At 65.7% G+C, this 26267-nt stretch carries 26 protein-coding genes; 13 read left to right on the top strand and 13 right to left on the bottom strand.

All coding sequences use genetic code 11. The features are described from left to right. The first annotated feature begins 20 nt into the window (after positions 1–20). The 6 genes from FLG15_RS09235 (at position 21) to FLG15_RS09210 (ending at position 4167) form a co-directional block, all read left to right on the top strand. Entirely contained in the window at positions 21–818 is a 798-nt protein-coding gene (locus FLG15_RS09235) for an enoyl-CoA hydratase-related protein (protein ID WP_057677653.1), read from the top strand. Then, positions 815–1204 carry a VOC family protein gene (locus tag FLG15_RS09230; RefSeq protein ID WP_057677652.1) on the top strand — a complete coding sequence of 130 codons (390 nt, stop codon included), beginning with the start codon at positions 815–817 and terminating at the stop codon, positions 1202–1204. Before FLG15_RS09235 ends, FLG15_RS09230 begins: the two co-directional genes overlap by 4 nt. 106 nt (positions 1205–1310) lie before the next feature. Next, positions 1311–2207, top strand: coding sequence for a hydroxymethylglutaryl-CoA lyase (locus FLG15_RS09225; RefSeq protein WP_057677651.1), 897 nt, complete (start codon positions 1311–1313; stop codon positions 2205–2207). A gap of 136 nt (positions 2208–2343) precedes the next feature. Then, the gene (locus FLG15_RS09220; RefSeq protein WP_039572476.1) at positions 2344–3114 is read left to right on the top strand and encodes an SDR family NAD(P)-dependent oxidoreductase; all 771 of its coding nucleotides are present in this window, start codon (positions 2344–2346) and stop codon (positions 3112–3114) included. A gap of 100 nt (positions 3115–3214) precedes the next feature. Next, on the top strand, positions 3215–3781 hold the full coding sequence (gene yeiP, locus FLG15_RS09215; RefSeq protein WP_008571463.1) for an elongation factor P-like protein YeiP: 567 nt from the start codon (positions 3215–3217) through the stop codon (positions 3779–3781). Then, the gene (locus FLG15_RS09210; RefSeq protein ID WP_057677650.1) at positions 3781–4167 is read left to right on the top strand and encodes a hypothetical protein; all 387 of its coding nucleotides are present in this window, start codon (positions 3781–3783) and stop codon (positions 4165–4167) included. The genes yeiP and FLG15_RS09210 overlap by 1 nt, the downstream gene beginning before the upstream one ends. Before the next feature lie 456 nt (positions 4168–4623). Here FLG15_RS09210 and FLG15_RS09205 read toward each other — a convergent pair whose 3' ends face one another. From FLG15_RS09205 to FLG15_RS09195, 3 genes are read right to left on the bottom strand one after another with little or no spacing between them, the layout of a single operon-like run. Further along, on the bottom strand, positions 4624–6483 hold the full coding sequence (locus FLG15_RS09205; RefSeq protein ID WP_057677649.1) for a DUF7844 domain-containing protein: 1860 nt from the start codon (positions 6481–6483) through the stop codon (positions 4624–4626). Then, the gene (locus tag FLG15_RS09200) at positions 6480–6779 is read right to left on the bottom strand and encodes a DUF2388 domain-containing protein (protein ID WP_005915396.1); all 300 of its coding nucleotides are present in this window, start codon (positions 6777–6779) and stop codon (positions 6480–6482) included. Before FLG15_RS09200 ends, FLG15_RS09205 begins: the two co-directional genes overlap by 4 nt. 34 nt (positions 6780–6813) lie before the next feature. Beyond that, entirely contained in the window at positions 6814–8232 is a 1419-nt protein-coding gene (locus tag FLG15_RS09195; RefSeq protein WP_057677671.1) for a D-2-hydroxyglutarate dehydrogenase, read from the bottom strand. A 208-nt stretch (positions 8233–8440) separates the two neighbouring features. Here FLG15_RS09195 and serA point away from each other — a divergent pair, with 208 nt between their 5' ends. After that, the gene (gene serA, locus FLG15_RS09190) at positions 8441–9682 is read left to right on the top strand and encodes a phosphoglycerate dehydrogenase (RefSeq protein ID WP_057677648.1); all 1242 of its coding nucleotides are present in this window, start codon (positions 8441–8443) and stop codon (positions 9680–9682) included. 233 nt (positions 9683–9915) lie between these two features. Here serA and FLG15_RS09185 read toward each other — a convergent pair whose 3' ends face one another. Further along, a complete protein-coding gene (locus tag FLG15_RS09185) occupies positions 9916–10503 on the bottom strand; it encodes an NUDIX hydrolase (protein WP_057679704.1) in 588 nt (195 codons plus the stop codon). 140 nt (positions 10504–10643) lie between these two features. Between FLG15_RS09185 and FLG15_RS09180 the strand changes: the two genes are divergently transcribed. From FLG15_RS09180 to FLG15_RS09155, 6 genes are all read left to right on the top strand, one after another. Beyond that, a complete protein-coding gene (locus FLG15_RS09180; RefSeq protein WP_057679703.1) occupies positions 10644–12116 on the top strand; it encodes an amino acid permease in 1473 nt (490 codons plus the stop codon). 76 nt (positions 12117–12192) lie between these two features. Then, on the top strand, positions 12193–13623 hold the full coding sequence (locus FLG15_RS09175; protein ID WP_057679702.1) for an amino acid permease: 1431 nt from the start codon (positions 12193–12195) through the stop codon (positions 13621–13623). An 89-nt stretch (positions 13624–13712) separates the two neighbouring features. Further along, a complete protein-coding gene (locus FLG15_RS09170) occupies positions 13713–14366 on the top strand; it encodes a methylthioribulose 1-phosphate dehydratase (RefSeq protein WP_057679701.1) in 654 nt (217 codons plus the stop codon). 34 nt (positions 14367–14400) lie between these two features. Beyond that, the gene (locus FLG15_RS09165; protein WP_017155308.1) at positions 14401–14967 is read left to right on the top strand and encodes a 1,2-dihydroxy-3-keto-5-methylthiopentene dioxygenase; all 567 of its coding nucleotides are present in this window, start codon (positions 14401–14403) and stop codon (positions 14965–14967) included. Between the two features lie 2 nt (positions 14968–14969). Further along, positions 14970–15668: an acireductone synthase gene (gene mtnC, locus FLG15_RS09160; RefSeq protein WP_057679700.1), complete on the top strand. Its 699-nt coding sequence runs from the start codon at positions 14970–14972 to the stop codon at positions 15666–15668. Between the two features lie 183 nt (positions 15669–15851). Then, entirely contained in the window at positions 15852–16928 is a 1077-nt protein-coding gene (locus FLG15_RS09155; RefSeq protein ID WP_057679699.1) for a C13 family peptidase, read from the top strand. Between the two features lie 446 nt (positions 16929–17374). On the opposite strand, the gene FLG15_RS09150 is transcribed toward FLG15_RS09155, so the two are convergent. The 9 genes from FLG15_RS09150 to hisG all read right to left on the bottom strand — a co-directional run bounded on the left by FLG15_RS09150 (position 17375) and on the right by hisG (position 26258). Beyond that, the gene (locus FLG15_RS09150; protein ID WP_150145907.1) at positions 17375–18961 is read right to left on the bottom strand and encodes a calcineurin-like phosphoesterase C-terminal domain-containing protein; all 1587 of its coding nucleotides are present in this window, start codon (positions 18959–18961) and stop codon (positions 17375–17377) included. A 168-nt stretch (positions 18962–19129) separates the two neighbouring features. After that, on the bottom strand, positions 19130–19750 hold the full coding sequence (hisIE, locus tag FLG15_RS09145; RefSeq protein ID WP_017158500.1) for a bifunctional phosphoribosyl-AMP cyclohydrolase/phosphoribosyl-ATP diphosphatase HisIE: 621 nt from the start codon (positions 19748–19750) through the stop codon (positions 19130–19132). After that, complete coding sequence (gene hisF, locus FLG15_RS09140; protein ID WP_017155312.1) at positions 19740–20516, bottom strand: imidazole glycerol phosphate synthase subunit HisF; 777 nt, start codon at positions 20514–20516, stop codon at positions 19740–19742. The genes hisIE and hisF overlap by 11 nt, the downstream gene beginning before the upstream one ends. After that, the gene (gene hisA / locus FLG15_RS09135) at positions 20510–21244 is read right to left on the bottom strand and encodes a 1-(5-phosphoribosyl)-5-[(5-phosphoribosylamino)methylideneamino]imidazole-4-carboxamide isomerase (protein WP_150145904.1); all 735 of its coding nucleotides are present in this window, start codon (positions 21242–21244) and stop codon (positions 20510–20512) included. Before hisA ends, hisF begins: the two co-directional genes overlap by 7 nt. Then, entirely contained in the window at positions 21241–21843 is a 603-nt protein-coding gene (hisH, locus tag FLG15_RS09130) for an imidazole glycerol phosphate synthase subunit HisH (protein ID WP_017158501.1), read from the bottom strand. The genes hisA and hisH overlap by 4 nt, the downstream gene beginning before the upstream one ends. Next, positions 21840–22967 (bottom strand): bifunctional histidinol-phosphatase/imidazoleglycerol-phosphate dehydratase HisB, encoded by a 1128-nt coding sequence (hisB, locus tag FLG15_RS09125; protein WP_057679697.1) that lies wholly within the window; start codon positions 22965–22967, stop codon positions 21840–21842. Before hisB ends, hisH begins: the two co-directional genes overlap by 4 nt. Next, positions 22964–24055: a histidinol-phosphate transaminase gene (gene hisC / locus FLG15_RS09120; RefSeq protein ID WP_057679696.1), complete on the bottom strand. Its 1092-nt coding sequence runs from the start codon at positions 24053–24055 to the stop codon at positions 22964–22966. The genes hisB and hisC overlap by 4 nt, the downstream gene beginning before the upstream one ends. Continuing rightward, positions 24052–25347 carry a histidinol dehydrogenase gene (gene hisD, locus FLG15_RS09115; RefSeq protein WP_057679695.1) on the bottom strand — a complete coding sequence of 432 codons (1296 nt, stop codon included), beginning with the start codon at positions 25345–25347 and terminating at the stop codon, positions 24052–24054. The genes hisC and hisD overlap by 4 nt, the downstream gene beginning before the upstream one ends. Then, positions 25344–26258, bottom strand: a complete 915-nt coding sequence (gene hisG, locus FLG15_RS09110) for an ATP phosphoribosyltransferase (RefSeq protein WP_017155318.1) — start codon at positions 26256–26258, stop codon at positions 25344–25346. The genes hisD and hisG overlap by 4 nt, the downstream gene beginning before the upstream one ends. Positions 26259–26267: the final 9 nt, after the last annotated feature.

Below are 26267 nucleotides of genomic sequence, written 5' to 3'. Positions count from 1 at the left end.
CCCATTCATGGACGTACGCAATGCAGGACACCGGCTTGATCGTCGAAGACCACGGAGCGGTCCGTACCCTGCGATTGCATCGCTCCGCAATCCACAACGCCTTCGATGCGACGCTGATCGCCGCGCTGACCGATGCATTACGCGAGGCGGGCCGGGCGTCACAGATCCGCGTCGTCGTGCTGACCGGTGATGGCGCGGCCTTTTCGGCCGGCGCAGACCTGAACTGGATGCGCGGCATGGCCAGCGCCAGCGAAGCCGAGAACGCCGCCGACGCACTGGCGCTGGCGCAGCTGATGCGCACCCTGGATGAATTGCCCAAGCCCACCATCGCGCGCGTCAACGGCGCCGCCTTCGGCGGCGGTGTCGGCCTGGTGGCGTGCTGCGATATCGCCATCGGTTGTACCGAGGCGCGCTTCGGACTGACCGAAAGCAAGCTCGGCCTGCTGCCGGCGGTCATCTCGCCCTATGTGGTTGCAGCGATCGGCGCGCGCCAGGCGCGGCGCTGGTTCGCCACCGCCGAGATCTTCGATGCCGGCACCGCGCAGTTGCTGGGTCTGCTGCACCAGCTGGTGGCTGCCGATCAGCTGGATATCGCCGTGGAGCGCCAGGTTCGCCTGCTGCTGGCTGCGGCGCCGCTGGCCGCCGGCAGCGCCAAGGCGCTGGTGCGCTCGGTGCTGCCAGCTGCCGACCGCGATGCCATCGATGCCGCCAATGCGGCGTTGATCGCCCGTCTGCGCGTGTCCCCCGAAGGCCAGGAAGGCCTGGGTGCGTTTCTCGACAAGCGCAGCGCCGCGTGGATGCCGGAGAGCCTGGCGTGAGCGCGATCGACCATATCGGCCTGGCCTGCAGCGATCTGCAAACCAGCACCGCCTTCTACCGGGCCGCGCTTGCGCCACTGGGCATCACGCTGCTGGTGGAGTTGACGGCCGCGCAAACCGGCGGCCACGCGCATGCCGGTTTCGGCACCGGGCGCCCGTTTCTCTGGCTGGGCTCCCACGCGCAGACGCCGGGCACCACCCATGTCGCGCTGACGGCGACCGACCGCGACAGCGTCGATGCGTTTCATCGCGCTGCGCTGGCCGCCGGTGGCCGCGATCACGGTGCACCGGGCCTGCGCCCGCATTACCACGCACACTATTACAGCGCCTTCGTGCTCGACCCTGACGGCAACAATTGCGAAGCGGTCTGCCACCTCCCCGCATGAGTCTCTTTCCGATGTCCCTGGTTTCCTTGTTCGCGCATTCGACCGCCACCATGCACGAGGTTGCGGCGATGTCTGCACGCCGTCATGCGCACAGCGATGTAAGCGCATGAGCGACTTCGTCCGCATTGTCGAAGTTGGCCCACGCGATGGCCTGCAAAACGAAGCGCAACCGATCGCCACTGCCGACAAGATCGCGTTGATCGATCAACTCTCGGCTACCGGGCTGCGCACGATCGAAGCGACCAGCTTCGTCAGCCCACGCTGGGTACCGCAGCTGGCCGACGCCGCCGAGGTGTTTGCCGGCATCGCGCAGGCGCCGGGCATCGCATATCCGGTGCTGGTGCCCAACCTGCAGGGCTACGAACGCGCACGCGCGGCCGGGGTGCAGGAAGTGGCGGTCTTCACCGCCGCGTCGGAGGCGTTCAATCGCACCAATACCAACGCCGGCATCGACGAATCGATCGAACGGTTTCGGCCGATCCTGCAGCAGGCCGCGCTCGACGGTGTGCGCGTGCGCGGCTACGTCTCCACCGTGCTGGGCTGCCCGTACCAGGGCGAGGTGCCGGTGGCCGATGTGGTCGATGTGGCGCAACGTCTGCACGCGCTCGGCTGCTATGAAATCTCGCTGGGCGACACCATCGGGGTGGGCACGCCGCTCAAGGCGCGTCAGATGCTGGCCGCAGTGGCGCAGGCGGTGCCGATGCAGGCGTTGGCGGTGCATTTCCACGATACCTATGGGCAGGCGCTGGCCAATATCGCTGCATGCCTGGAGCAAGGCGTCCGCGTGATCGATGCGGCCGTGTCCGGTGCGGGCGGCTGCCCGTATGCCAAGGGCGCCAGCGGCAACGTTGCCAGCGAAGACGTGGTGTACCTGTTGCACGGGCTGGGCATGCCCACCGGCATCGACCTGCCCGCCCTGGCCCGCACCGGCCGCTGGCTGGCGCAGCTGCTCGGTCGCGACACCGGCAGCAAGGTCGGCAAGGCGCTGGCTGCCGCCGGCTGAGGGATTGCTGCCCGCGCATTCGTGCATCACCTACCACCGCGATCACGCGGGGGCTTCGGCTAGAATTGCCGCCCGCTCCGCCGCTCGTTCGTTTGCCGCCAACACCGGCCATCAACGTTACTCAGGGAACCACCGCATGCAGCCATCTTCTGTTCTTGCCATCGTGACCGGCGGCGTTTCCGGCCTCGGCCTGGCCGTCGCACAGCGCCTGGTGGCCGACGGCGGCAAGGTCGCGCTGTTCGACGTCAACGCCGACAGGGCCGAGGCGGCGCTGGCGCTGCTCGGTGCCGGCAACGCGCATTACCTCGCCACCGATGTCACCGATGAGGCCCAGGTCGCGGCCAATGTGACGCAAGCTGCGCAGGCGCTGGGCGGATTGAATCTGGTGGTCAATTGCGCCGGCATCCTCGGCGCCGGCCGCGTGTTGGGCAAGGAAGCGCCGATGCCGTTGGCCACCTTTCGCAACACCGTGCTGGTGAATCTGGTCGGCAGCTTCAATGTGGCCAAGGCTGCGGCCGATGTCATGCAACACAACACCACCGGCGATGACGGCGAACGCGGCGTGATCGTCAATACCGCTTCGGTCGCCGCATTCGAGGGCCAGATCGGCCAGGCCGCGTATGCGGCCAGCAAAGGCGGCGTGGTCGGCATGACCTTGCCGATGGCACGCGAACTGGCGCGCTTCGGCATCCGCGTGATGACGATCGCGCCGGGCGTGTTCTGGACCCCGATGGTCGACGGCATGCCCGAGGCCGTGCAGCAATCGCTGGCCGCCTCCATCCCGTTCCCCTCGCGCCTCGGCCAGCCCGACGAATACGCCGACACTGTCGCCTTCATCCTGCGCAACCGCTACCTCAATGGCGAAGTGATCCGCCTGGACGGCGGCGTGCGGTTGGCACCCAAGTAGCCGGGAATCGAGAGACGGGAATAGGGAATCGCAACGGCACCCTGCTCCCACTACCCCGGTCACGGCATTTCCAATTCCCCATTCCCAACTCCCGATTCCCATGAAAGCCAACGACATCAAGAAAGGCAACGTCGTCGAATACAACGGCGGCATTTACCAGATCCGCGACATCGAACGCAGCTCGCCGCAGGGCCGCGGCGGCAATGTGCGCTTTCGTTTCATCATGTACAGCGTGCCGGGCGGGGTCAAAACCGACGCCAGCTTCGATGCAGACGACAACCTGCCGGAAGTCGAGCTGCTGCGCCGACAGTCCACGTTCTCGTACAAGGACGGCGAAGCGTTCGTGTTCATGGACGACGAAGACTTCACCCCGTACACGCTGGATGCGGACGTGATCGGCACCGACGCCGGCTACATCACCGATGGCCTGACCGGCATCTATGTGCAAGTGATCGACGACCAGCCGGTGGCCGTGCAACTGCCGCAGACGGTGACGCTGGAAGTGGTGGAGACTCCGCCGGAATTGAAGGGCGGTACCGCCACCAAGCGGCCCAAGCCGGCCAAGCTCAACACCGGCATGGAAATCATGGTGCCCGAGTACATCACCAACGGCGAACGCGTGCTGGTCAACACCACCACGGGCGAATTTGCCGGTCGCGCCGACTGATGCGTCGCCTGCTCGCAGCCCTGTCGCTGGGGCTGCTGGCTGCCTGCACCGCCAAACCGGTACCGACCCCCGCGTCGGCGCCGGCTGCGGCAACCTGCACCGACCCCAAGGTGGAGGAAGAATGGCTGCAGCACCCGGCCGGCCTGTGCGGCATGCCCGACGACGTACGCGCGCTGGTGGACGACTACGACACCTGCGTGCATTTCGCTGGCGAAGAACCCTACGACGCCGATCGACGCCACGAGATCGAAGTGGCAGTTGCGCAGTTCTGCACGCCGGCACCGGCACGTCTGGCCAAGCTGATGCAGCAATACCGCAACGATGCGCACATCAGCCAGTGGCTGCGCCAGTATGCGGTGCAAGCGGAGCTGCAACCCGCCGGCTGAGGTATCCCTTCTCCACTCGGGACATTGGTCACTTCATGGGGAGACGGTGGCGCGTAGCGCCGGATGAAAGTAAGGGCGAAGCCTCGTGCAGTTGGACCTGCACGATAGCGTCGAGCCGTACGCTCACCCCACCCCCTCTCCCGACGGGAGAAGCGCTCGCAGCACGTACTGAGGCGCGCGCGGTCTATCCCTTCTCCCATCACCTTGATAAGGGAGAAGGTGGAGCGTAGCGCCGGATGAGGGGCGCCGCAGAGAACTGTCAGTAGCCGCGATGATGAACGCGTCGCCACGCGTCGTCAGAGGTGAATCACCGACGGCTTCACGCACTACCCCGCGCCCCTGCCCGCGCCTGCAATGCGGGCGCACGAAGGCCTGTGTGCCAGTGCCGCGCAAGCCCTGCCTTTTCGCCCCGGCGGGAGAGAGGCTCCCACTGCGCTCCTTCGCGTCGCCCGATCGCTATTGCACCTGCAAAGGCATGCGCATGTCCGGCTGCACGTTGTCGGCCGCCGCATCGCCGCGCGCAAGCACACGCAGGTGCGCACGCAAACGTTCCACATTCGCTTCGCCCTGCTCCAAGCCATTGCGTACGTCGGCTGGCAATTGCTGGCGTCCAGCCCGCTGCAGCTGCTTCCAGCCATCGACCAACACCGCGCTTTCCTGCGCCACGCGCGCACTCAGCCGTTGCTGCTCCTCCGCTTGCGGCAAGCCATACCCCGTGCTGCCCGACAGCACCGCCGGATGACTGAGTTGCGCCTGGCGCGCGAACAGCGCCTGCAGCTGGCCCTGCACCGCTTCGCGCGCGGCCATGCCCGGTTGCACCAGCCGCTTGAGCGCATCGCGCGCCAGCAATTCCTTTCGACGCAGGGCCGCCTGTTCCAGCAACAGCGCCGCTGCAGTTTCGCGCAGACCACCGCGATCGAACCATTGCGCGCGCGCCTCGGGCGCGGCATCCAGCCACTGCGCGACAGTTGTTTGCGGCACTGCGATGCCACGCCGAAGCACATCGAACATGGCCTGGTAATGCGCTGCCGCCGATTCGAAGTAATAGCCCTGGCGGATGGCGTGTGCAGGGTCGTCCAGCACATGCAGATCGGCGATGCCGGCACGCTGCAATCGTCGCCGCAGACCGCGCGGCGTGATCGAAGACAAGTTCGCTGCAGCCAGACGCGGCACCCCGTCATGCAGCAACTTGTAGGTTTCCACCGCGCAGTTGTTGCTGATGAAGTAATAGCGCCCGTCGTAACTCCAATGCACCTGCGCGGCGCGCTTGAGCAGGGCCGCGATCTCATCGGGCGCCAGCGTCAGTGGCACCGACGACAGGGCGCGCAATTCCACCTTGGTGTATTCGTCGACGACCTGGTTCAACGGCAGCACGAACAGCCGCGACGGGTAAGAACCAGTGAGCCCACGCCAGCTGGAAATCTGCACATCGCCCACGAAGGCGCGGAACGACAGCACGCGGTGATATTGCAGATCCAGCCGGCATGCCGGGCCCGGCGCACGGTCGGGGGCGCAGATCACCAGGCGCAACATGCTATGGCCCCAACGGCTCATCGGCTGCTCGTTACCCTCGGCAAGCAGATAATCCACCGCGTACACGCGTGCCGGATCCAGCGACAGCAACGACATCGCACCGGCATCGTTGTCGGCCTGCAGGTACGGCAACGCGCTTTCGCAGCGCACAGCGCCCTGCGGCGTCCCGAGGCGCTGCGCAAACCACGCCGCCAGCGCAGGGCGCCGGCACGCATAGTCGGCGTCCAGCACGTAATGCTCGAGATTGACCGCAACGAACTCGGCCGGGCTGCGGCGCTCGTACCCATCCGGGCTGCGGTCGCTGAACCGGTTTGCGCCGCGCCCCAGCCGCCACGGCCGCACCTGCCAGCCGGCGAGATCGCGCAGGCGCCGATCGCGCGACAACGCGCTGCCTGCGCCGCGATCGAGCACATGCGCCAGTTCGTGTATGAGCGCTGCCATCGCCGCGCGCGTGGCAGCTGCGTTGCGATCGGAACGTGCTTCGTCCGATTGCGCGCTCCACGCCTGCAACAGCGCGCGATCGAGCACGATGCGATTGCCGATTGCACGGCCATGTACCTGCGCCGGCAGATCGGTGCGCCATTGCAGCTGGATCGGGGCGGTCAACCGCTGCGTCCAGCCCTGCGGCAATCGCGGTGCGACCAGCTGCACCAGCGCATTGCTCGCTTCGATCTCCGCCGCAGGCAAGTCCGACGGAACAACCTCGACCAACAGTTCGGCCTGCGCCTGCGGGGCGATCAAGGCCGCCAGCAGCAGCCAGCCGCACCGCCGGCGCAGACTCACTGGGCCAGGATGGACTGCGCCAGCTCCAGGTCGCTGGCCAGCCGCGCTGCGTCGCTACGGCTACGCAACTGCACCAACGCCGCTTCCAGACGCGCACCGCGAATCACGCCGTCGCTGGCGACAAAACCGGCCGCATCTTCGCGGGCGTCGGCCACCACCTTGTCGTCGCCGGAGCTGCTGCCGGACGAATTGGACGAGCCAGCCGACGAGGCACCTGCCGACGTCCCGGCCAGGCTGGATGCGAACGCTGCCAGCGGCAACAGCGTCAAAGCGCAGAACACGAGGGAGCGCATCATGGGCTGATCGATTCCGTGTGAAGGTGCTGGAAGACTAACCGGCGCGCGTGTCGGCAGGTGCGTCATGCATCTCGAACAGCTTGCCGGGATTCAGCAAAAGATGAGGATCGAGCACATGTTTGATGCCGCGCATCAAGGCGATTTCCTCGGCAGAGCGCGTGCTCCACAGATACGCCTTCTTGACCAGGCCGATGCCGTGTTCGGCGGAAATGCTGCCGTCGAAACGCTGCAAGGCCTGCGCCAGCAACTTGGTGACCTGATCGCAGGCTGCAACGAAATCGGCCTGGCTGGTGCCATCGGGCTTGAGCACGTTGATGTGCAGGTTGCCATCGCCGATATGCCCGAACCACACCACATCGAAATGCGGATACGCATCGTGCAGCAAGGCCTGGGTTTCGGCCAGGAAGGCGGGCATCGCCGAAATGCGCACCGACACATCGTTCTTGTACGGCGTGTAGCGCGCCAACGCCTCGGTGATGCCTTCGCGCAGGCGCCACAGCTGCGCGGCCTGCGCATCGCTCTGGCTGATCACGCCATCGCTGACCCAGCCCTGCTCCATGCAGGTCTCGAAGGCCGCCATCGCGGCCGCTTCCTGCGCCTGATCGCCTGCGGCGAATTCAGTGACCACGTAATACGGGTGCACCTGCGCGAACGGCGCCTGCGCGCCGTGCGCAAGCACATGCTCCAGCGCGCGATCGGTAAAAAATTCGAAGGCCTCCAGGCGCAGCTGCGCACGGAACGCGGCGAATACCTGCATCAGCACGTCGAAGGATGGCAATGCCAGCAACATCACGTTGCTGGGCGGCGGCGGGTCGGTCAGCCGCAGCGTGGCCTCGACGATGATGCCGAGCGTGCCTTCGGAGCCGATCATCAGGTGGCGGAAGTCGTAGCCGCTGGAATTCTTCACCAGCGCATTGTTGAGTTCCAGCAACTCGCCGCCACCGGTGACCACCTTCAACCCGGCCACCCATTCGCGCGTATTGCCGTAGCGGATCACCCGGATGCCGCCGGCATTGGTGGCGATATTGCCGCCGATCGAACACGAGCCGCGTGCGGCAAAATCCACCGGATACACCAGCCCATGCTCGCGCGCGGCGTTGTGCACCGCTTCCAGCGGCATGCCGGCCTGCACGGTGAGCGTGCGATCCACTGCGTTGAAATCCAGCGGTTTGTTCAAACGCTCCAGGCTCAGCACCAACTCGCCGTTGGCCGCCACTGCGCCGCCGGACAAGCCCGTGCGCCCGCCCGACGGCACCACCGCCACGCCTTGCGCATTTGCCCAACGCACGACCGCCTGCACTTCCTCCACCGAGCCCGGCAAGGCGATCGCGAGTGGGTTCGGCGTCCAGCGGCGGGTCCAGTCGCGGCCGTAATGCTCCAGGTCGGCCGGCTCGGTCTTCAAACGCAACGCAGGCACGGCCTGTTGCAACGAAAGGATGCGGGGATCGGTCATGGCACGCGGCGCTGCGGTAGGAACCGCACAGCGTGCCAGCGCCGGCCCGGCTCGTCCAGCCGGCGCACGCATGGCCGACGCCGCGTTGGATTCAGCTGAAACCGTTGCGGCGCAAGGGCTTTGCCGGCGCGAACATCGCGTGGCGGCCACCCAATCGCGCACCCCATCTGGCATAGTTGCCGACCCGATTGCTGCATTGCGTTCCCCCATGTCGCCGAAGAAAACCTCGTTTCCCAAGCAGGACATCCGCGTGCTGTTGCTGGAAGGCATCAGCCCGACCGCCGTCGACGTGTTCCGCGCCGCCGGCTACTCGCAGATCGAACTGCACGCCAAGTCGCTGCCGGAAGACGAGTTGATCGCCCGCATCGCCGACGCGCATATCGTCGGTATCCGCTCGCGCACGCAGCTGAGCGCCGAGGTGCTGGCGCACGCCAAGCGCCTGATCGCCATCGGCTGTTTCTGCATCGGCACCAACCAAGTGGACCTGGACGCGGCCGAGCTGGCCGGTATCCCGGTCTTCAACGCGCCCTACTCCAACACCCGCAGCGTGGCCGAACTGGTCATCGCCGAGGCGATCCTGTTGCTGCGTGGCATTCCGCAGAAGAACGCGCAATGCCATCGCGGCGGCTGGTCGAAATCGGCCGCCGGCAGCCACGAAACGCGCGGCAAGGTGCTGGGCATCGTCGGCTACGGGCATATCGGCACCCAGGTCGGCGTGCTGGCCGAATCGTTAGGGATGCAGGTGATCTTCCACGACATCGAAACCAAGCTGTCGTTGGGCAACGCACGCGCGGCCATCGACCTGGACGACCTGCTGGAGCGCTCGGACGTGGTCACCTTGCACGTGCCGGAAACGCCGTCGACCAAGGACATGATCGGCGCAGCCGAAATCGCCCGCATGAAGCCTGGCGCGCACCTGATCAACGCCTCGCGCGGCACCGTCATCGACATCGACGCGCTGGATGCGGCGCTCACCTCCGGCCAGATCGGCGGCGCGGCGGTGGACGTGTTCCCGATCGAGCCCAAGGGCAATGGCGATGCGTTCGAATCGCCGCTCACTGCGCACGACAATGTGATCCTGACCCCGCACGTGGGCGGCAGCACGCTGGAGGCGCAGGACAACATCGGGATCGAGGTCGCCGCCAAGCTGGTGCGCTATAGCGACAACGGCAGCACCTTGTCGGCGGTGAACTTCCCGGAGGTCACCCTGCCCGAGCACGCCGAAAGCCTACGGTTGCTGCATATCCATCGCAACGTGCCGGGCGTGCTGTCGCAGATCAACGAATTGTTCTCGCGCCATAACGTCAACATCGACGGCCAGTTCCTGCGCACCGACCCCAAGGTGGGCTATGTGGTGATCGATGTCAGCGCCAGCGAGGAGCTTGCCGGCGTACTGAAGGACGAGCTGGGACAGATCACCGGCACCTTGCGGACTCGGGTGCTTTATTGATCTGTTGTTGCACGAGTGCCCTCATCCGGCGCTTTGCGCCACCTTCTCCCGCAAGCGGGAGAAGAAAGTGCAGGTCATCGGTATCTCGCTTGAGAGAGGACAAAGTACGGGTCCTCTATGTCCCGCTTGCAAAAGGAGGAGGTGGAGGTGCTCGGTCTCCGGCTTGCTGCCTTCTTCCGCTTGCGGGAGAAGGTGCCCGCAGGGCGGATGAGGGCGCACACCCTCATCACCTATCACACGCCTCGGGCCATCCACTTCTCCGCCATGCGCCGCAGCGACGGGTCCAGCTCCGGTTCTGCAAGCAGCTCGACAATCGGGCGCCAGGCCAGGGCCAGCGATTCCTCGCTGACCTGGAAGTCTTCGTCCGCGCCTGCCACCACCACGTAGCGCGCGTCGTAGTGCCAGTGGCCTGCCACCTCGCCGCGTGCCGGGATCCAGTGGCGGTCCAGATCGAATAGGTCTGCATCCGCCAGCCTCAGGCCAGGCAAACCGGATTCTTCTTCAGCTTCGCGGAGCGCGACCTGCGCCAGATTGCGGTCGCCATCGGCGTGCCCGCCTAGCTGCAGCCAGCGCTGCAGCTTGCGATGATGGGTCAGCAAGGTGCGTGTGCCGTCGGCGCTGACCACCCACGCCGAGCCGGTGAAATGACCTTCGACACGCTCGCGCACGAACGGATCGGTGGCATCGTCCAGCAATTGTGCGAACTGCTCGGCCAGCGCGGCCTCCTCCGGCCAACGCAGGCGGTACGCCGCCAATTGCTGCTGCAGGGTTGCATCTACCATCGCGCGTTCTCGGTCGCCCGGTGCGGGCCAGGCGGCCATTATCGCCATTCATGCTGCGTACGCGCTTGTCGTGAGCGTGTAGCTTTGGCAAGGTAGGCCGCTTGCCTGTCCCACCGGGATGCGGCGCACCACCGTCCGGGCGCCTGCGCCTGCGCTTTGCCACTTACGGGATGTACCGAATGCTGAAGTCTCTGTTGAGGGTCAAACCGATCGAGCCCGCCGGCCACGTCGATGCGGGCGAACCGGTCGAAGGCAGCCTGCAAGGCGAAGCCACGCTGCAACGGACCCTCACGGCCAAGCACCTGATCATGCTCGGTATCGGCGCGGTGATCGGCGCCGGCATCTTCGTGCTGACTGGCCAGGCGGCTGCCAACCATGCTGGGCCAGCGGTGATGCTGTCGTTCGTGTTCGCCGGTATCGCCTGCGCCTTCGCCGGCCTGTGCTATGCCGAATTCGCCGCGATGATGCCGGTTTCCGGTAGCGCCTATTCGTATTCCTACGCCACGCTCGGCGAAGGCATCGCCTGGTTCATCGGCTGGTGTCTGGTGCTGGAATACCTGTTCGCCGGCTCCAGCGTTGCAGTCGGCTGGTCTGCCTACCTGATCAGCTTCATCACCGGCACCCTCGGGTTGCCGTTCCCCGCAGAGTTGGCGGGTGCGCCGCTGGCCTGGGACGGCCACGGCTTTGTCAGCTCCGGGAATCTGGTCAACCTGCCGGCCGTGCTGATCGTCGCGGCGGTGAGCATCCTGTGCTACGTCGGCGTCACCCAGTCGGCGTTCGCCAACGCGATCGTGGTGGCGATCAAGGTCGTGGTGATCTGCCTGTTCGTGGGCTTTGGCATTTCCTATATCGACCCGGCGAACTGGCACCCCTTCATCCCGGAAAACACCGGCCCCGGCCAGTTCGGCTGGGACGGGGTGTTTCGCGCCGCGTCCATCGTGTTCTTCTCCTACATCGGCTTCGACGCGGTTTCCACCTCCGCCGGCGAGACCAAGGATCCGCAGAAGAACATGCCGATCGGCATCCTGGTGTCGCTGGCCATCTGCACCGTCATCTACATCATCGTCTGCGCGGTGCTGACCGGCCTGCTGCCCTACACCCAGCTCGGCACCGCCAAGCCGGTGGCCACCGCGCTGGAGGCCCACCCGCAACTGACCTGGCTCAAGACCGCGGTGGAAATCGGTGCCATCGCCGGTTTGTCGTCGGTGGTGCTGGTGATGCTGATGGCGCAGCCGCGCATCTTCTACACCATGGCCAAGGATGGGCTGATGCCCAAGCTGTTCGGCAAGGTGCACCCGAAATTCCGCACGCCCTACGTCGGCACGCTCTTCGTGGGCGTGGTCGCCGCGCTGCTGGCCGGGGCGATCCCGTTGAACGTACTGGGCGAACTCGTCTCGATGGGCACCCTGCTCGCCTTCGCCACGGTCTGCGCCGGCGTGCTGGTGCTGCGCTTCACCAAGCCCGACCTGCCGCGCCCGTTCCGGGTGCCGCTGGCGATGGTGATCTGTCCCCTGGGCGCGTTGGCCTGTCTGTTCCTGTTCTTCCAGGCCTTCCAGGAACACTGGAAGGTGTTCGTAGGCTGGACCGTGATCGGCCTGGCGATCTACTTCGGCTACGGCGTCCACCACAGTCGCCTCGCGAAACGGGCCTAAGCTTCTCTCAAGACCGGCGCGCGACGCCGGTCTTCTTGTTCAATGATCGCGCGTAGCGCCAAGCCGGAACCGCTTCATGTTCAAACAACTTTGGGCCACCAAACACCCGCACGCCAGCCATGAGGCGGCCGACGGGCTGGGCCTGCAACGCGCGCTTGGCCCATGGGGGCTGACCGCCCTGGGAATCGGCGCGGTGATCGGCGGCGGCATCTTCGTCATCACCGGCCAGGCGGCGGCCGACCATGCCGGACCGGCGATCATGCTCTCGTTCGTGCTCGCAGCGGTGTGCTGTGCGTTCTGTGCGATGGCCTACGCAGAATTCGCTGCGATGGTGCCGGTCTCCGGCAGCGCCTATACCTACACCTACGCCACCTTCGGCGAGCTGGCCGCGTGGTTCATCGGCTGGATGCTGGTGCTGGAATATGGCGTGTCCGCCTCGGCCGTGGCGGTCAGCTGGACCGGCTACTTCCTGAGCCTGCTCGAGCATTTCGACATCCACCTGCCGGCCGCACTCGTCAGCGCGCCGCTGGACGGCAAGCTGCAACCCACCGGGGCGATCGCCAACCTGCCGGCGGCCGGCATCGTGCTGCTGCTGACCTGGCTGTGCTATGTCGGCATCCGCAAGTCGTCGGCAATGAACATGGCCATGGTGATCCTCAAGACCGGCCTGATCCTGCTGGTGATCGCGGTGGGCTGGAAATACGTGGACACGGCCAACTGGCACCCGTTCATTCCGTCCAACGAAGGCCCGGGTAAGTACGGCATGGAGGGCGTGCTGCGCGGCGCGGCGATGGTGTTCTTCGCCTATATCGGCTTCGAGGCGGTGTCGGTGGCAGCGCAGGAATCGCATCGCCCGCAACGCGACCTGCCGATCGGCATGATCCTGTCGCTGGTGATCTGCACCGTGCTCTACATCGCCATGGCGGCAGTCATGACCGGCCTGGTGCCGTACACCCTGCTCGGCACCGACGAGCCGGTGGTGACCGCCGTGGCGGCGCATCCGCAGCTGGCCTGGCTGCGCGTGGTCGTGGAAGTGGGCGCGTTGATCGGGCTGTCGTCGGTGGTGCTGGTGATGATCATCGGGCAGCCGCGCATCTTCATGATCATTGCGCGCGATGGCCTGCTGCCGTCGATCTTCACCCGCATCCACCCCAGGTACCGCACCCCGCATGTCAATACCGTCATCACCGGTGTCGGCATCGCGCTGCTGGCAGCGGTGTTCCCGCTGGATGTGCTGGGCGAATTGACCTCGATGGGCACGCTGATCGCCTTCGCGGCGGTCTGCGCCGGCGTGCTGATCCTGCGTCGCACCCACCCGGAACTGCCGCGTCCCTTCCGCATGCCGGCCGCCTGGCTGATCTGCAGCGCCGGCGTGTTGAGCTGCCTTGCGCTGCTGTCGGCGATGACGCTGCACAACTGGATGCTGATGGGCTTGTGGACGCTGGTCGGGCTGGTGATCTACTTCGGCTACGGGTATCGCCACAGCCGTCTGCGCGACGGCCGCTGAGCCCACGCATGATCCGGTGTCGGGCGCGGCAGGACGACGCCTGCTGCGCTGCACCTGCCCATGCACCGGGGGCGCAGTAGAATAGGTCCATGAATGCGACCACTGCCCCCCTGCCCTACAGCACCACGCGTCTACACGAGCTGGCGCACCTGCTGATCGCCAATATCCGCGAGCTGGCCCATGCCGGCTGGACGCCTGCGACCAGCAGCAATTTTTCCCATCGGCTGGACGAACAGCACGCGGCCATCACCGTCTCCGGCCGCGACAAGGGTCGTCTGGTCGAAGAAGACATCATGGTGGTGGACTTCGATGGCCTGGCCGTCGGCCGCCCGTTGCGCCCGTCTGCCGAAACCCTGCTGCACACCCAGCTGTATCGCCGGTTTCCGGAGATCGGTTGCGTGCTGCATACGCACTCGCCGGTGCAGACGATTGCTTCCCGCCTGTATGCAGGCAGCGGTGTGATCCGGCTGGAAGGCTACGAACTGCTCAAGGCCTTCGATGGCAACACCACCCACGAAACCGCGGTGGACGTGCCGGTGTTCGCCAATACCCAGGACATGCAGGTGCTGGCCGCGCAGGTCGAGGCCTTGCTGGACAAACAGAGCATGTGGGGGTATCTCATCGAAGGACACGGCCTGTATGCCTGGGGCCGCAACATGGCCGAGGCACGTCGTCATCTGGAAGCGTTCGAATTCCTGCTGCATTGCGAACTCGAACTGCTGAAACTGCGCGGCACGCGCTGAGTACTGTCCGTCCCCATTCGTGAGCCAGACCGCCATGAGCCGACTGCGTATCTTCGCCGACACCAATCCCGCCACCCCCGAGTTCGACAGCCGCGACGGCGATGCGATCGCCGCCCAGTTGCAGAAGATTGGCGTGACCTTCGAACGCTGGCATGCCAGCGCGCCGGTCGAACCGGGCGCCACGCCCGAGCAGGTGATGGCGGCCTATCGCGCCGATATCGACCGCATCAGCGCCGAGCGCGGCTTCAAGACCGTGGACGTGGTCAGCATCGCGCCGGACAACCCCAAGCGCGAGGAAATGCGCGCCAAGTTTCTGGACGAGCACTTCCACAAGGAGGACGAAGTGCGGTTTTTCGTCGCCGGCTCGGGCCTGTTCACGCTGCACGTCGATGCCAAGGTCTATGAGATCGAATGCGTCAAGGACGACCTGATTGCCGTGCCTGACGGCACCTTGCACTGGTTCGACATGGGGCCGGAGCCGCACTTCGTGGCGATCCGCTTCTTCACCGAGCCGGACGGCTGGGTCGGACATTTCACCGGCACCGAAATCGCCAAACAATTCCCCCGCTACGCCCCCGAGAAACCTCACAAGGCCAGCTGACGATGACACGACCGCAAGCGATCCTCACCGATATCGAAGGTACGACCAGCAGCATTTCGTTCGTCAAGGACGTCTTGTTCCCGTATGCGCGCCGCGCCATGCCGGCTTACGTGCGCGAGCACGGCAATCATCCGCAGGTGCGCCACTGGCTCAACCAGGTGGCCGATGAAATCGGCGAGGACGTGCCGGACGAGGTGCTGATCACCACGCTGCAGACCTGGATCGACGAGGATCGCAAGCACACCGCGCTCAAGGCCTTGCAGGGCCTGATCTGGGGCGACGGCTACAAGACGGCCGACTTCACTGCGCATATCTACGCCGATGCGGCGATCCAGCTCAAAGCCTGGCACGCAGCGGGCATTCCGCTCTATGTGTATTCGTCCGGCTCGGTGCCGGCGCAGAAACTGTTCTTCGCGCACAGCGACGCGGGCGACCTGAGCGGACTGATTGCCGACTGGTTCGACACCGAAGTCGGCCCCAAGCGCGAAAGCGCCAGCTACCGCCGCATCGCCGAACGCATTGGCGTGCCGGGGCCGGAGATCCTGTTCCTGTCGGATGTGATCGAAGAGCTCGATGCCGCCAAGCGCGCTGGCATGCGCACCGCGCTTCTGGACCGCCGGGAGGACTATCCCACGCCGCGTTCGGCCGAGGATGTCGGCAGTCACCAGCGTGTGGAGAGTTTCAGCCAGTTGGTGCTGTAAACACGATCCGCAAGCCGATTGCGCTCCTTGCCGTTGAGCGCAATCGGTGGTTTGCGCTACCCATGCCGCTGCTCTGTTCCAGCTGCGACGCGCCGCCTGCATCTATCCGATGGGATAGTGGTCTGCGCGGCGGGCACCGCGCTCCGCCACTTCCCCCGTCTTTCCTGGACCTCTGCGCGCGCCATGTCGCTGCACTCCCCTTTTGCGCCACATGCAGTATGGCGACGCCTTTCCACGCTGATCGTCGTGGTGGCGTTGATGGCCGGCTGCCACCCGGACGCTGGTGCGGCGTTGCAGGCTCAGCCTGCCGAGAACCACGATGCAGTCGATCCGGTCGATCAGGCCGCCCTGGCGCAGGCGCTGAAGACCTTGCAACCGCAGCGCCCCGGCGTCACTGATCTGTACGTGGTGGGTTTTGCCGGCGATGCCAGCGACGATGTCTTCCGCAACGAGACGCTTTACCTCAAACAGCTGTTCGAGCAACGCTTCGATGCGCGTGGGCGCGTGGTCACGCTGGTCAACAACCCGGACAACCTGGGCGAGCATCCGTACGCGCCGCTGGCAACCTACGACAATCTCTACGACACGCTTGCCGCAATCGGCAAGCGCATGGATCGCACGGAAGACGCGCTGCTGTTGTTCGTCACCACCCACGGTACCGAAGACCATAGCCTGTACGTGCAGGTCGACGACAAGGAAGAGGATTTCATCAGCCCGCAGGATCTGCGCAAGGCGCTGGACGATGCCGGCATCGGCAATCGCATCATCGTGCTGTCGGCCTGCTATTCGGGAGGTTTCATTCCGGCACTGCGCTCGCCGCAAACGCTGATCCTCACCGCTGCGCGTGCCGATCGGCCCTCGTTCGGCTGCGGCAATACCTCCAATGCCACCTATTTCGGGCAGGCATGGTTGATCGATGCGATGAACCAGAGCAATGACCCGTTGGCGGCATTCGACATTGCCAAAGCCGCCATCACCGCACGCGAAAAGCAGGAAGGCGAGCTGCCCTCGTTGCCGCAGCAATCGCTGGGCAAGCGCATCGCGCCGGTGCTGGCGCGTTGGCGTGCCGGCGTGCATCTGGGGCCGGCGGTTGCGTATCCGTATCCGCCGGTGGACATGGATGCGGAGCCGGACCAGGGCGTGGATTCGAACGACTCGACGGGCGATGCGCCGGTGAGCGACGTGCCGCGTTCAAATGCCCCGGCAACCGCAATCCCGCCAAGCACACCCCCGCCCGCACCTGCAGCATCCAGTCGATAACCACGGTTAGTGGTGAGACTAATTCTCATTTCGTCAGCCTCAACCGGGCCTCGCTACACTCGCCCAGCCAGCCAGCAACCGCCAGCCAGCACCGCTCCTCGCCAGCGCGCCAACGCCTGCCAGCCCGGATCCCGAAACGCCTCCCGTGTGGAGGCGTTTGTGTTTGTGGCGATCCGAAGGCTGCGTCGCAGTTGACGCATGCTTCAGCGTCGCGATCTCGCACCCGCGCTTTTGTCTGCCGGCTATCACGACGACCCGGCGCCCTATCGCTGCATCAAGCGCCGCTACACAAGGTCACAAGCAATCGTTTGGTGCGAGCCGGATTCCCCTGGCGCGAGGTGCTTCAGGGACTGGGTGATGTCAGGCATTGTGCGCACCCTCGCCCCATGGCGGCCCCTTCTCCCCGCTGGGAGAAGGGCATTAAGCGAGACGTCCTTGTTACTGCCTTACGGCTCAGCAGTTTGCAGGCGGTACACGGTGCTGGCGCTGTACTGCCCGGTAGGCAGGTTCGCGCGCACCTGGACGGTGTGTTCGCCCACCGCCAGCGTGGCCGGCAATGCGCCGCGCCACAGATGCGTGGAAGGCGTAGCCTCCGGCGAGCGGTCGTAACCGCGTAGTGCGTCAGCCGCATCGTCGCGCACATTCTCTGCCAGCACACGCGGATCGCCACGCTCTACCCGCTTCATCGGCTGCCATGCGCCGTTATCGATGCGCATCTCGACCACGGTGTCGTTCTGGCCCATGAAGACATTGGCGTAGACGCCCCACGCCGCATACGCGCCCTTGCGCAGCACCTTGGGCGCATGCAGCAACAATTGCGCATCGTCAGCCGAGCGCGCAGCGTGATAAGCCAGCGTGTAGTTGCCGCTGGGGGCAACCTGCAGCACCGCATAGCCATTGGGAGTGCCGTCGCTCATGGTCGCATCGGGAATGCCGTCGGCATCCTTGGCGCCCGACCAGAACGCACCACAGGCCGCACCCACATTGTATTCGTGCAGCGGGCGTGCGCCTTGCCAGCCCTCGTCGGCACCATGCTCCACCTGGCGCTGGGTGTGGCTATGGCCGCTGAGCACCAACACATGCGGAAACTCTTTCAGCAATCCGAACAGGCGGCGGCGATCGGCATGCCGGAAGGTTTCCTGCCCCGGCGCTGCGTCGAACAGGTGGATATGCATGCCCAGCACCAACAGCCGGTCGCGCGGCAGCTGCGCCAGGTAATTCTGCAGGAAGGCAAATTGATCGTCGCGCAGTCCACCGATATAGGCCTGCTTGCCGCCGGGCGTGTAAATCACATCGTCCAGGAACACGAAGCTGGCATTGGCCTCTTCAACCGCATAGGTGTCCGGACCGTAGACCGCGTGCCAAGTGTCCAGCGACTGCGCATCGTCGTGCGCGTCCAGATTGAGATCGTGGTTGCCCGGCACATGGAACCACGGCACGCCCAGCTGCGTGGTGACCTTATTCAAGGCCGGATACAGGCTTAGATCGTCGCTGACGATATCTCCCAGCGTGGTGCCCAGCCTGGCGGTGGTCTTGCCGATGATCGGCTCCACGATGTCGCGCTGGTAATAACCAACGTCGGCCAGGCTGGCGGTCTGGCTGTCGGCAAATACCAGCATCTGGAAGCCATCGGCCGCGGTGTTTGCGCGCGGCGTCAGCGCGAAATCCCAGTTGCGCGTGTTGCGGCCGGTCGCGGCGACGCCGCTGTAGCGATGCTTGGCAGAACCACGCGGTGCGTAGTGGCGCCAGAATGCGGGCAGGCCGTCGGCGGCGGGCAAAAAGCGGCGGTCGCCCGGCTTGATCACGAAGACCGTCTGCCCATCGCGTACCGGCAGTCGGTAGCGGCCCTGCGCATCGGTACGCACGATCTGCTCGCCATTGGAAACCGACACGCCGGCCACGCCCGGCTCATCCGCGCTGCGGCCGGCACGCCCATCGCGTTCTTCGTACACGATGCCGTCGACCGTGGTCGCGCGCGCGTATGCGCTTGCCGTGAGCAAGCCCAGTGCCAACAAAGCGAAGCGACGATACATGCGTTTTCCCGCGCGAAGATCAGCGGAAATTGTACATGCCATCGCAAGACGCACGGCGCGTGTACGAAGGTAGGAAAACACGGCGACACATCCGTGGGCACGCACCTGGGTGCGACGGGGCATCCCAATAACGCCTGTCGCGCCCGGGTGCGCGCCTACGCGGCTACGTTATCGATGTCGCGACTCCAGCAACGCCACCGCATCGCCAAGGCCCAGCCCACGTGCGCGTAGCAGCACGATCAGGTGGTACAGCAGATCGGCAGATTCGCCGAGCAACGCGTCATCGTCCTGCACCACGCCGGCCAGCGCGGTTTCGACGCCCTCCTCGCCCACCTTTTGCGCAATGCGGCGGATGCCTTGTTCGAACAGCTTGGTGGTGTAGCTCCCTTGCGGACGCTCACGCTCGCGCTCGGCCACCAGTGCATCCAGGCTGCCCAAGAACTGCCCAGGCGCACTCGGAAAACAGCTGGTGCGGCCCAGATGACAGGTCGGGCCATGCGGACGTGCCTGCACCAACAGGGTGTCGGCATCGCAATCAGTTTCGATCGAGACCACGCGCAACACGTTTCCCGAACTTTCGCCCTTGGTCCACAAGCGTTGCTTGCTGCGGCTGAAGAACGTGACTTCGCCGCGCTGCTGGGTCACGACCAACGCTTCGGCATTCATGTAGCCCAGCATCAGCACGCGCAGGGTGTCGGCGTCCTGCACGATCACCGGCAACAGACCATCGCCCTTGCTCCAATCCAGCGTTGCGAGCGTCTCGCCCGTCGCCACTTCGTTACTGCCCATCGCGTACCTCGATCTGTTGCGCGCGCAAGAATTGCTTGAGTTCCGGGATCGGAATTGCGCCGCTGTGAAACACGCTGGCGGCCAGTGCGCCATCCACATCGGCCTGGTCGAAGACGTCGGCAAAGTGCTGCATCTGGCCCGCACCGCCGGAAGCGATCAGGGGCACCCGGCACAATGCGCGCACCTGGCGCAGTTGGGCGATATCGTAGCCGCGGCGCACCCCATCGTTGTCCATGCAATTGAGCACGATCTCGCCTGCGCCCAAGCGCTGCGCTTCGGCCACCCAATCCAGCGTGCGCATTGGCAGCGCCTGGGTCTTGCTCGGGTCGCCGGTGTAGCGGCGCACACGCCACTGCCCATCTTCCTCACGAATCGAATCGATGCCGACCACGACACATTGCACGCCGAAGGCATCGGCCAGTTCGGAGATCAGTTGCGGGCGACCTAACGCAGGCGAGTTGATCGATATCTTGTCGGCACCGGCGTGTAGCACCGCACGGGCCGTTTCCACATCGCCAATACCTCCAGCAACGCAGAACGGAATATCGATCAATCGTGCCACCCGCTCGACCCAGGTGTAGTCGACCGAACGCCCTTCCGGGCTGGCACCGATGTCGTAGAACACCAGCTCATCGGCGCCCTGCGCGCGGTAGCGCAAGGCCAGTTCGACGATGTCGCCCATGTCGATGTGGTCGCGGAACTTGACGCCCTTGACCACGCGACCATCGCGCACGTCCAGGCACGGAATGATGCGACGGCTCAGCATGCCAGTGCCTCGTCCAGATCCAGGTGGCCTTCCAGCAAGGCCTTGCCGAGCACGATGCCGGCGCAGCCTGCCGCCTTGGCCGCGGCGACATCGGCAAGATTGCGCGCGCCACCGGAGACCTGCACCTGCAGCTGCGGCGTCAGCGCGCGCAGATGCGCGTACAACGCCATCTTGGGGCCGGACAGCATGCCGTCGCGGGCGATGTCGGTGCACAGCAGATGCTGCAGCCCGGCTTGCGCGTAGCGCACGGCCAATTGGTCCAGCGTGGCGTCTGCCGTTTCGGTCCAGCCGTGCACCGGCAACTGCCAGATGCCCTCGGCGTCCTGGCGCGTGTCCAGCGCGATCGTCAGGCGATCGGCACCGAATTCCTGCAGCCAGCCAATCACCATCTCGCTATCGCGCACTGCCAACGAGCCGATCACCACGCGTGCGGCGCCGGCATCGAGGATGCGCGCCACATCCTCGCGCGATCGAACGCCACCGCCGGTCTGCACCCGCAAGCCGGTAGCACGCGCGATCTCGCCGAGCGTGCCGGCCAAGGTGTAGCCGCCCGCCTTGGCCGCATCCAGATCGACCAGATGCATCCACTGCGCACCGGCATCGGCGAATGCCTGCGCACGCGGTAGTACATCGTCGCCGTACTGCGTTTCGCGCGCGTAATCGCCTTGTAGCAGGCGCACCACGCGGCCGTTGCGGATATCCAGCGCCGGGTAAACGGTGAAACTCATGGGAAGCTCATCTCAAGAAAATTGCGCAGGATGCGTGCACCGGTATCGGCCGAACGCTCAGGGTGGAATTGCGCGCCGCAGCGCAGCCCGTTCTGCACGACGGCGGTGAACAACCCGCCGTGATCGCAGGCGGCCACGGTATCGGCCGTCACCGGCGCCGCATAGCCATGCACGAAATAGGCACTGGCGCGCTCGGGCAGACCGGCCAGCAGCGCGGAGTCGCGCATCGGCACCAGCTGATTCCAGCCCATGTGCGGCACACGGATGCCGAGTGCCGGCGTCATATGCCGCACGATGCCGGGCAGCAGTCCCAGGCACTCGACATCGCCTTCTTCGGAATGTTCGAACAGCAACTGCATGCCTAAGCAGATACCGATCAACGGTACCTGCAGCGCGCGCAACGGCTCGACCAAGCCCTGCGTGCGCAGACGCGACATCGCTTCTGGCGCAGCACCCACACCGGGCAGTATCACGCGCTGCGCGCCCTGCAGGCCTGCCGCATCGCGCACCACGCGGGCGTTCACGCCCAAGCGCTCCAATGCATAGCGCACCGAGCCCAGGTTGGCGCCACCGGCATCGATCAGCGCAACATCGGTCATAGTGCGCCCTTGGTGGTGGGCAATGCAGTGCCTTCGCGGCGGATCGCCTGGCGCAACGCACGTGCCAGGGCCTTGAAGCAGGCCTCCACCTTGTGGTGATCGTTCTCACCACGCACAGTCAGATGCAGATTCAAGCCGGACGCATCGCAGATCGAGCGGAAAAAATGCGGCACCAGCTCGGTCGGCATGTCGCCGACGCGTTCGCGCTTGAACTCGCCGTCGAAGACGAAATATGGCCGCCCGCTGAAATCCAGCGCAGCACTGGCGATGGTTTCGTCCATCGGCAGCGTGAAGCCATGCTGCGCCTTTTCGCCGGCGACCTGCCAGGGGCTGCTATCCGGATCGAAGCCGTAACGGCCGATACCGCGCTTGTCGCCCAGCGCTTCACGTAGCGCCTGGCCCAGCGCAAGTCCGGTGTCTTCGATGGTGTGGTGCTCATCGATATGCAGATCGCCCTCGGCCCGGATCTCCAGCGCAAAACCGCCGTGCTTGCCGATCTGTTCCAGCATGTGGTCGAAGAACGGCAGACCGGTGGCGGTCTTCGGCTCGGCCACGCGATCCAGATCCAGTTCGACGCGGATCTTGGTTTCCTTGGTGTTGCGCTGAACCACCGCGCGGCGCGGCGCGTCGGCCAGCTCATGGGCGATGCCGGGCCAGTCCCACTCGCCGCCGAATTCGTCGGTGCGCAGTTGGAACCCGCGAATGTTGAGGTTGCGCGCGAACTGGATGTCGGTGATGCGGTCGCCCACCATCGACGAGCGCGCCCAGTCGATGCTGCGGTCCTGCAGATAGGGCAGCATCAGGCCGATGCCGGGCTTGCGCGTGGGCGCGTTGTCGGCCGGCCAGCTGCAATCGATCAGCACGTCGCGAAACTCGATGCCCTGGCTGGCGAAGATCTGCAGCATCAGGTTGTTCGGGCCGTCGAAGGAGGCGCGTGGGTAACTCTCGCTGCCCAGCCCATCCTGGTTGCTGACGATGACGAACTGATAGCCGGCATCGCGCAGCTTGAGCATCGCCGGAATCACGTGATCGACAAAGCGCAGTTTTTCGTAGGCGTCGATCTGGAAATCGGCCGGCTCTGTGATCAGGGTGCCGTCGCGGTCGACAAAAAGAATCGGGGTCATGCGGCGGCCTCCTGTGTGCGCTGCAGCGCGCCCAGCACGCACTGGTTCTGTTCGTGCGTGCCCAGAGTGATGCGCAAGGCGTCGGCCAGGCGCGGCACTGCGCGTTGATCGCGCACCACCACGCCAGCTTCGAGCAGCGCCTGGAACGCCACCTCGGCATCATCGAATCGCACCAGCAGAAAGTTGCCTTGCGAGGGATAGACCTGCCGCACACCGGCCAGCTGTGCGAGTGCTTTGTGCACGCGCTCGCGCTCACTCCGCACTTCGGCGATACGTCGGCGCGTCACCTCCAGCACCGGCGCAGACAAGGCCTGCTCGGCCATGGCCGCGCATGGCGTTGGCACCGGGTACGGTGCCTGGCAGCGGCGCAGCAGGGCAATCAGCTCGGCATTGGCGATCAGCGTGCCGATACGCGCCGCCGCCAGCGCATGCGCCTTGGAAAGCGTACGCAACACCGCGAGATTGTCGTAACGCCCGAGCAGACCGACTGCCGAAGGCACATCGGAAAATTCGCCATAGGCCTCGTCCACCACCACCAGCGCCTTGCCTTGCAAGGCCTGCAGCGCGTGTTCGATGTCGTCCAGCGCAATGGCCGAACCAGCAGGATTGGAAGGCGAACACAGAAACACCAGCTTGGCGTTCGAGGCCAATGCCGTCGCCACAATTGCCGGGATATCTGCATGGAACCCATCTGGCCCATCGACCAGCGGCACGTCCACCAACGGTGCGTTCTGCAGCCGCGCGCATACCGCGTACATGCCGAACACCGGCGGCGTCACCACAACCGCATCGCGCTCTGGCACGCACAGGCCGCGTACCAGCAGATCGATCGCCTCGTCGCTGCCGCGGCCGATCAACAGCTGCTCCGGCGCGCACCCATACAGCGCCGCAAGCGCGCTGCGCAGGCCCTTGGGTTGCGGATCGGGATAGCGCCGCGTGCTGGCGTCGGGATCGGCGGGATTTGCCCAGGCAGACTCGTTGGCGTTGAGCCACACATCGCCCTGCAACGCGCTGGTGCGCGCCGACGAATAGCCCGCGAATGCACGCAGATCTTCGCGCACCAGATCCAGGATCGACGATGCACTCATGCTGCCGCTCCCATGCGTAGCGCCACCGCGTTGGCATGCGCATCCAGCCCCTCGGCGCGCGCGAGGATCAATGCACATTCGCCGATGCGGTCGATGCCGGCCTTGCTGGCTGCCTGCACGCTGACCATGTTCTGGAAGCTGGCCACACTCACGCCGCTATAGGCGCGCGCCGCCCCGCTGGTCGGCAGCACGTGATTGGTGCCGCTGCAGTAGTCGCCAAGCGCCTCGGGCGTGTAGTCGCCGAGAAACACCGAACCGGCCGCCTCGACCTGGCTCAACCATGCACGCGGCTCGCGCAGCGCGAGAATCAGATGTTCCGGTGCATAGCGGTTGCTGATCGCAAACGCCTGATCCAGCGTCTGCACCTTGATCAACCGCGATTGCGCTAGCGCTTGCCGCGCGATGTCGGCACGCGAGAGTTGCGCCAGCTGAACTTCCAGCTGCGCTTGCACCGCATCGATCAACGCGTCGCTGTCGGAGAGCAACAACACCTGCGAATCCGGGCCGTGTTCGGCCTGCGACAACAGATCGGCAGCCACGAACGCCGGCTGCGCACCCGCATCGGCGATGACCAGGACTTCCGAAGGGCCGGCAGGCATGTCGATCGCCGCCGCACCGGACTGCGCCACCTGCTGCTTGGCTTCGGTGACATAGCTATTGCCCGGGCCGAATAGCTTGTCGCAACTCGGAACCGACTCGGTGCCATATGCCATCGCCGCGATCGCCTGCGCGCCACCGAGCTTGAATACGTGGCGCACGCCGGTGAGCTGCGCGGCCACCAGCACCGCCGGGTCCACGCTGCCGTCCTTGCGCGGCGGCGTGCACAACACCACCTCGCGGCAGCCGGCCAGACGTGCCGGCACGCCCAGCATCAAGGCAGTCGATGGCAACGGCGCACTACCTGCCGGCACGTACAGACCCACCCGGCCAATCGGCCGCACGATCTTTTCGCACACCACGCCGGGCGCGGTTTCCACCGCATAGCCTTCGCTCATGCCGGCGCGGTGGAAGGTGTCGATGCGCGCGACCGCATCCTGCATGGCCTGGCGCAGTTCCGGCGCAACGGCCGCTTGCGCGGCGGCGAATTCCGCCTCGCTCACGGCAAAGTTGTCCAGCGCCACGCCATCCAAACGCATGGTGATCTCGCGCAAGGCGGCATCGCCGCGTGCACGCACATCGGCAATCAATGCAGCCACCGCGTCGCGTGTTTGCGTGGCCACGGTCTGCACCGGGCGGGTCAGTGCGTCGGTCCGCGCGGCGCCGTCGAGTTGGGACCAATCGAGAATATTCATGCCAGCGAGCGCTCCACCGTCAACACCATCAAGCCTTGCGCACCTGCGCGTTCGAGTTCTTCCAGCCGCTGCCAGGTCACTGCGCCATGGCACATGGTCTGCAAGCGCAGCGCACCGTTGCCATCGTCGGGCAACTGCACCAGCGGGTCGGCATCGGGCAGCAGGCGACGCAGCGCATCCACGTTGCCGTGTTCAGCGCGGAACATCAGCAGCTTGCTGTCGCGCAATTTGAGCACGCCGTCCATGCGCCGCAGCAGCATTGCCAGCAGGCCGGCACGCGCATCGGCAGGTTCGCGCACTGCGCCGGCCAGCACGGCCTCGCTTTCCATCACCAGTTCGACCGGCTTGAGCTGGTTGGCAGCCAGGGTGGCGCCGCTGGAAACCAGGTCGCAGATCAGATCGGCGGTGCCCAGGCGCGGGGCGATTTCCACCGAACCGGACAACTCCACCACCGTCGCGTCGATGCCCTGCCGCTCCAGCCAGTCGGCCAGGATTGCCGGATAGCTGGTGGCGATGCGCTTGCCCGCCAGCTGCGCCACGCCGTGCCAGTCCCATTCTTCCGGCACGGCCAGCATCAGGCGGCACTGGCCGAAGCCGACCCCGCGCACCGCGTGATAGGCGGCCGGCAAGCCGTTGCGGCGGCGCTCGGCCGCCTGCTCTTCCAGCTCGTTCTGGCCCACGATGCCCAAGTCGCAGACGCCATCGGCGATCAGGCCCGGGATATCGTCGTCGCGCACCAACAGCAGGTCCACCGGCAACGACTCGCCGTAGCAGAACAGCTTGTCGCGGCTCTGCCGCCAGCTCAGCCCGCAGGCGGCCAGCAGGCTGCGCGCCGGCTCGGCCAGGCGGCCGCTCTTCTGGATGGCGATACGCAACCGGTCACGTGCCGGCGCTGCCGTGGAAGCACTCATCTTGTTCTC

The sequence above is a fragment of the Xanthomonas phaseoli pv. dieffenbachiae genome (assembly GCF_008639345.1).
GTDB classification, from domain to species: domain Bacteria; phylum Pseudomonadota; class Gammaproteobacteria; order Xanthomonadales; family Xanthomonadaceae; genus Xanthomonas; species Xanthomonas phaseoli.
The sequence above is the reverse complement of the archived record's forward strand: the minus strand, read 5'-3'. Positions and strand labels throughout refer to the sequence as shown.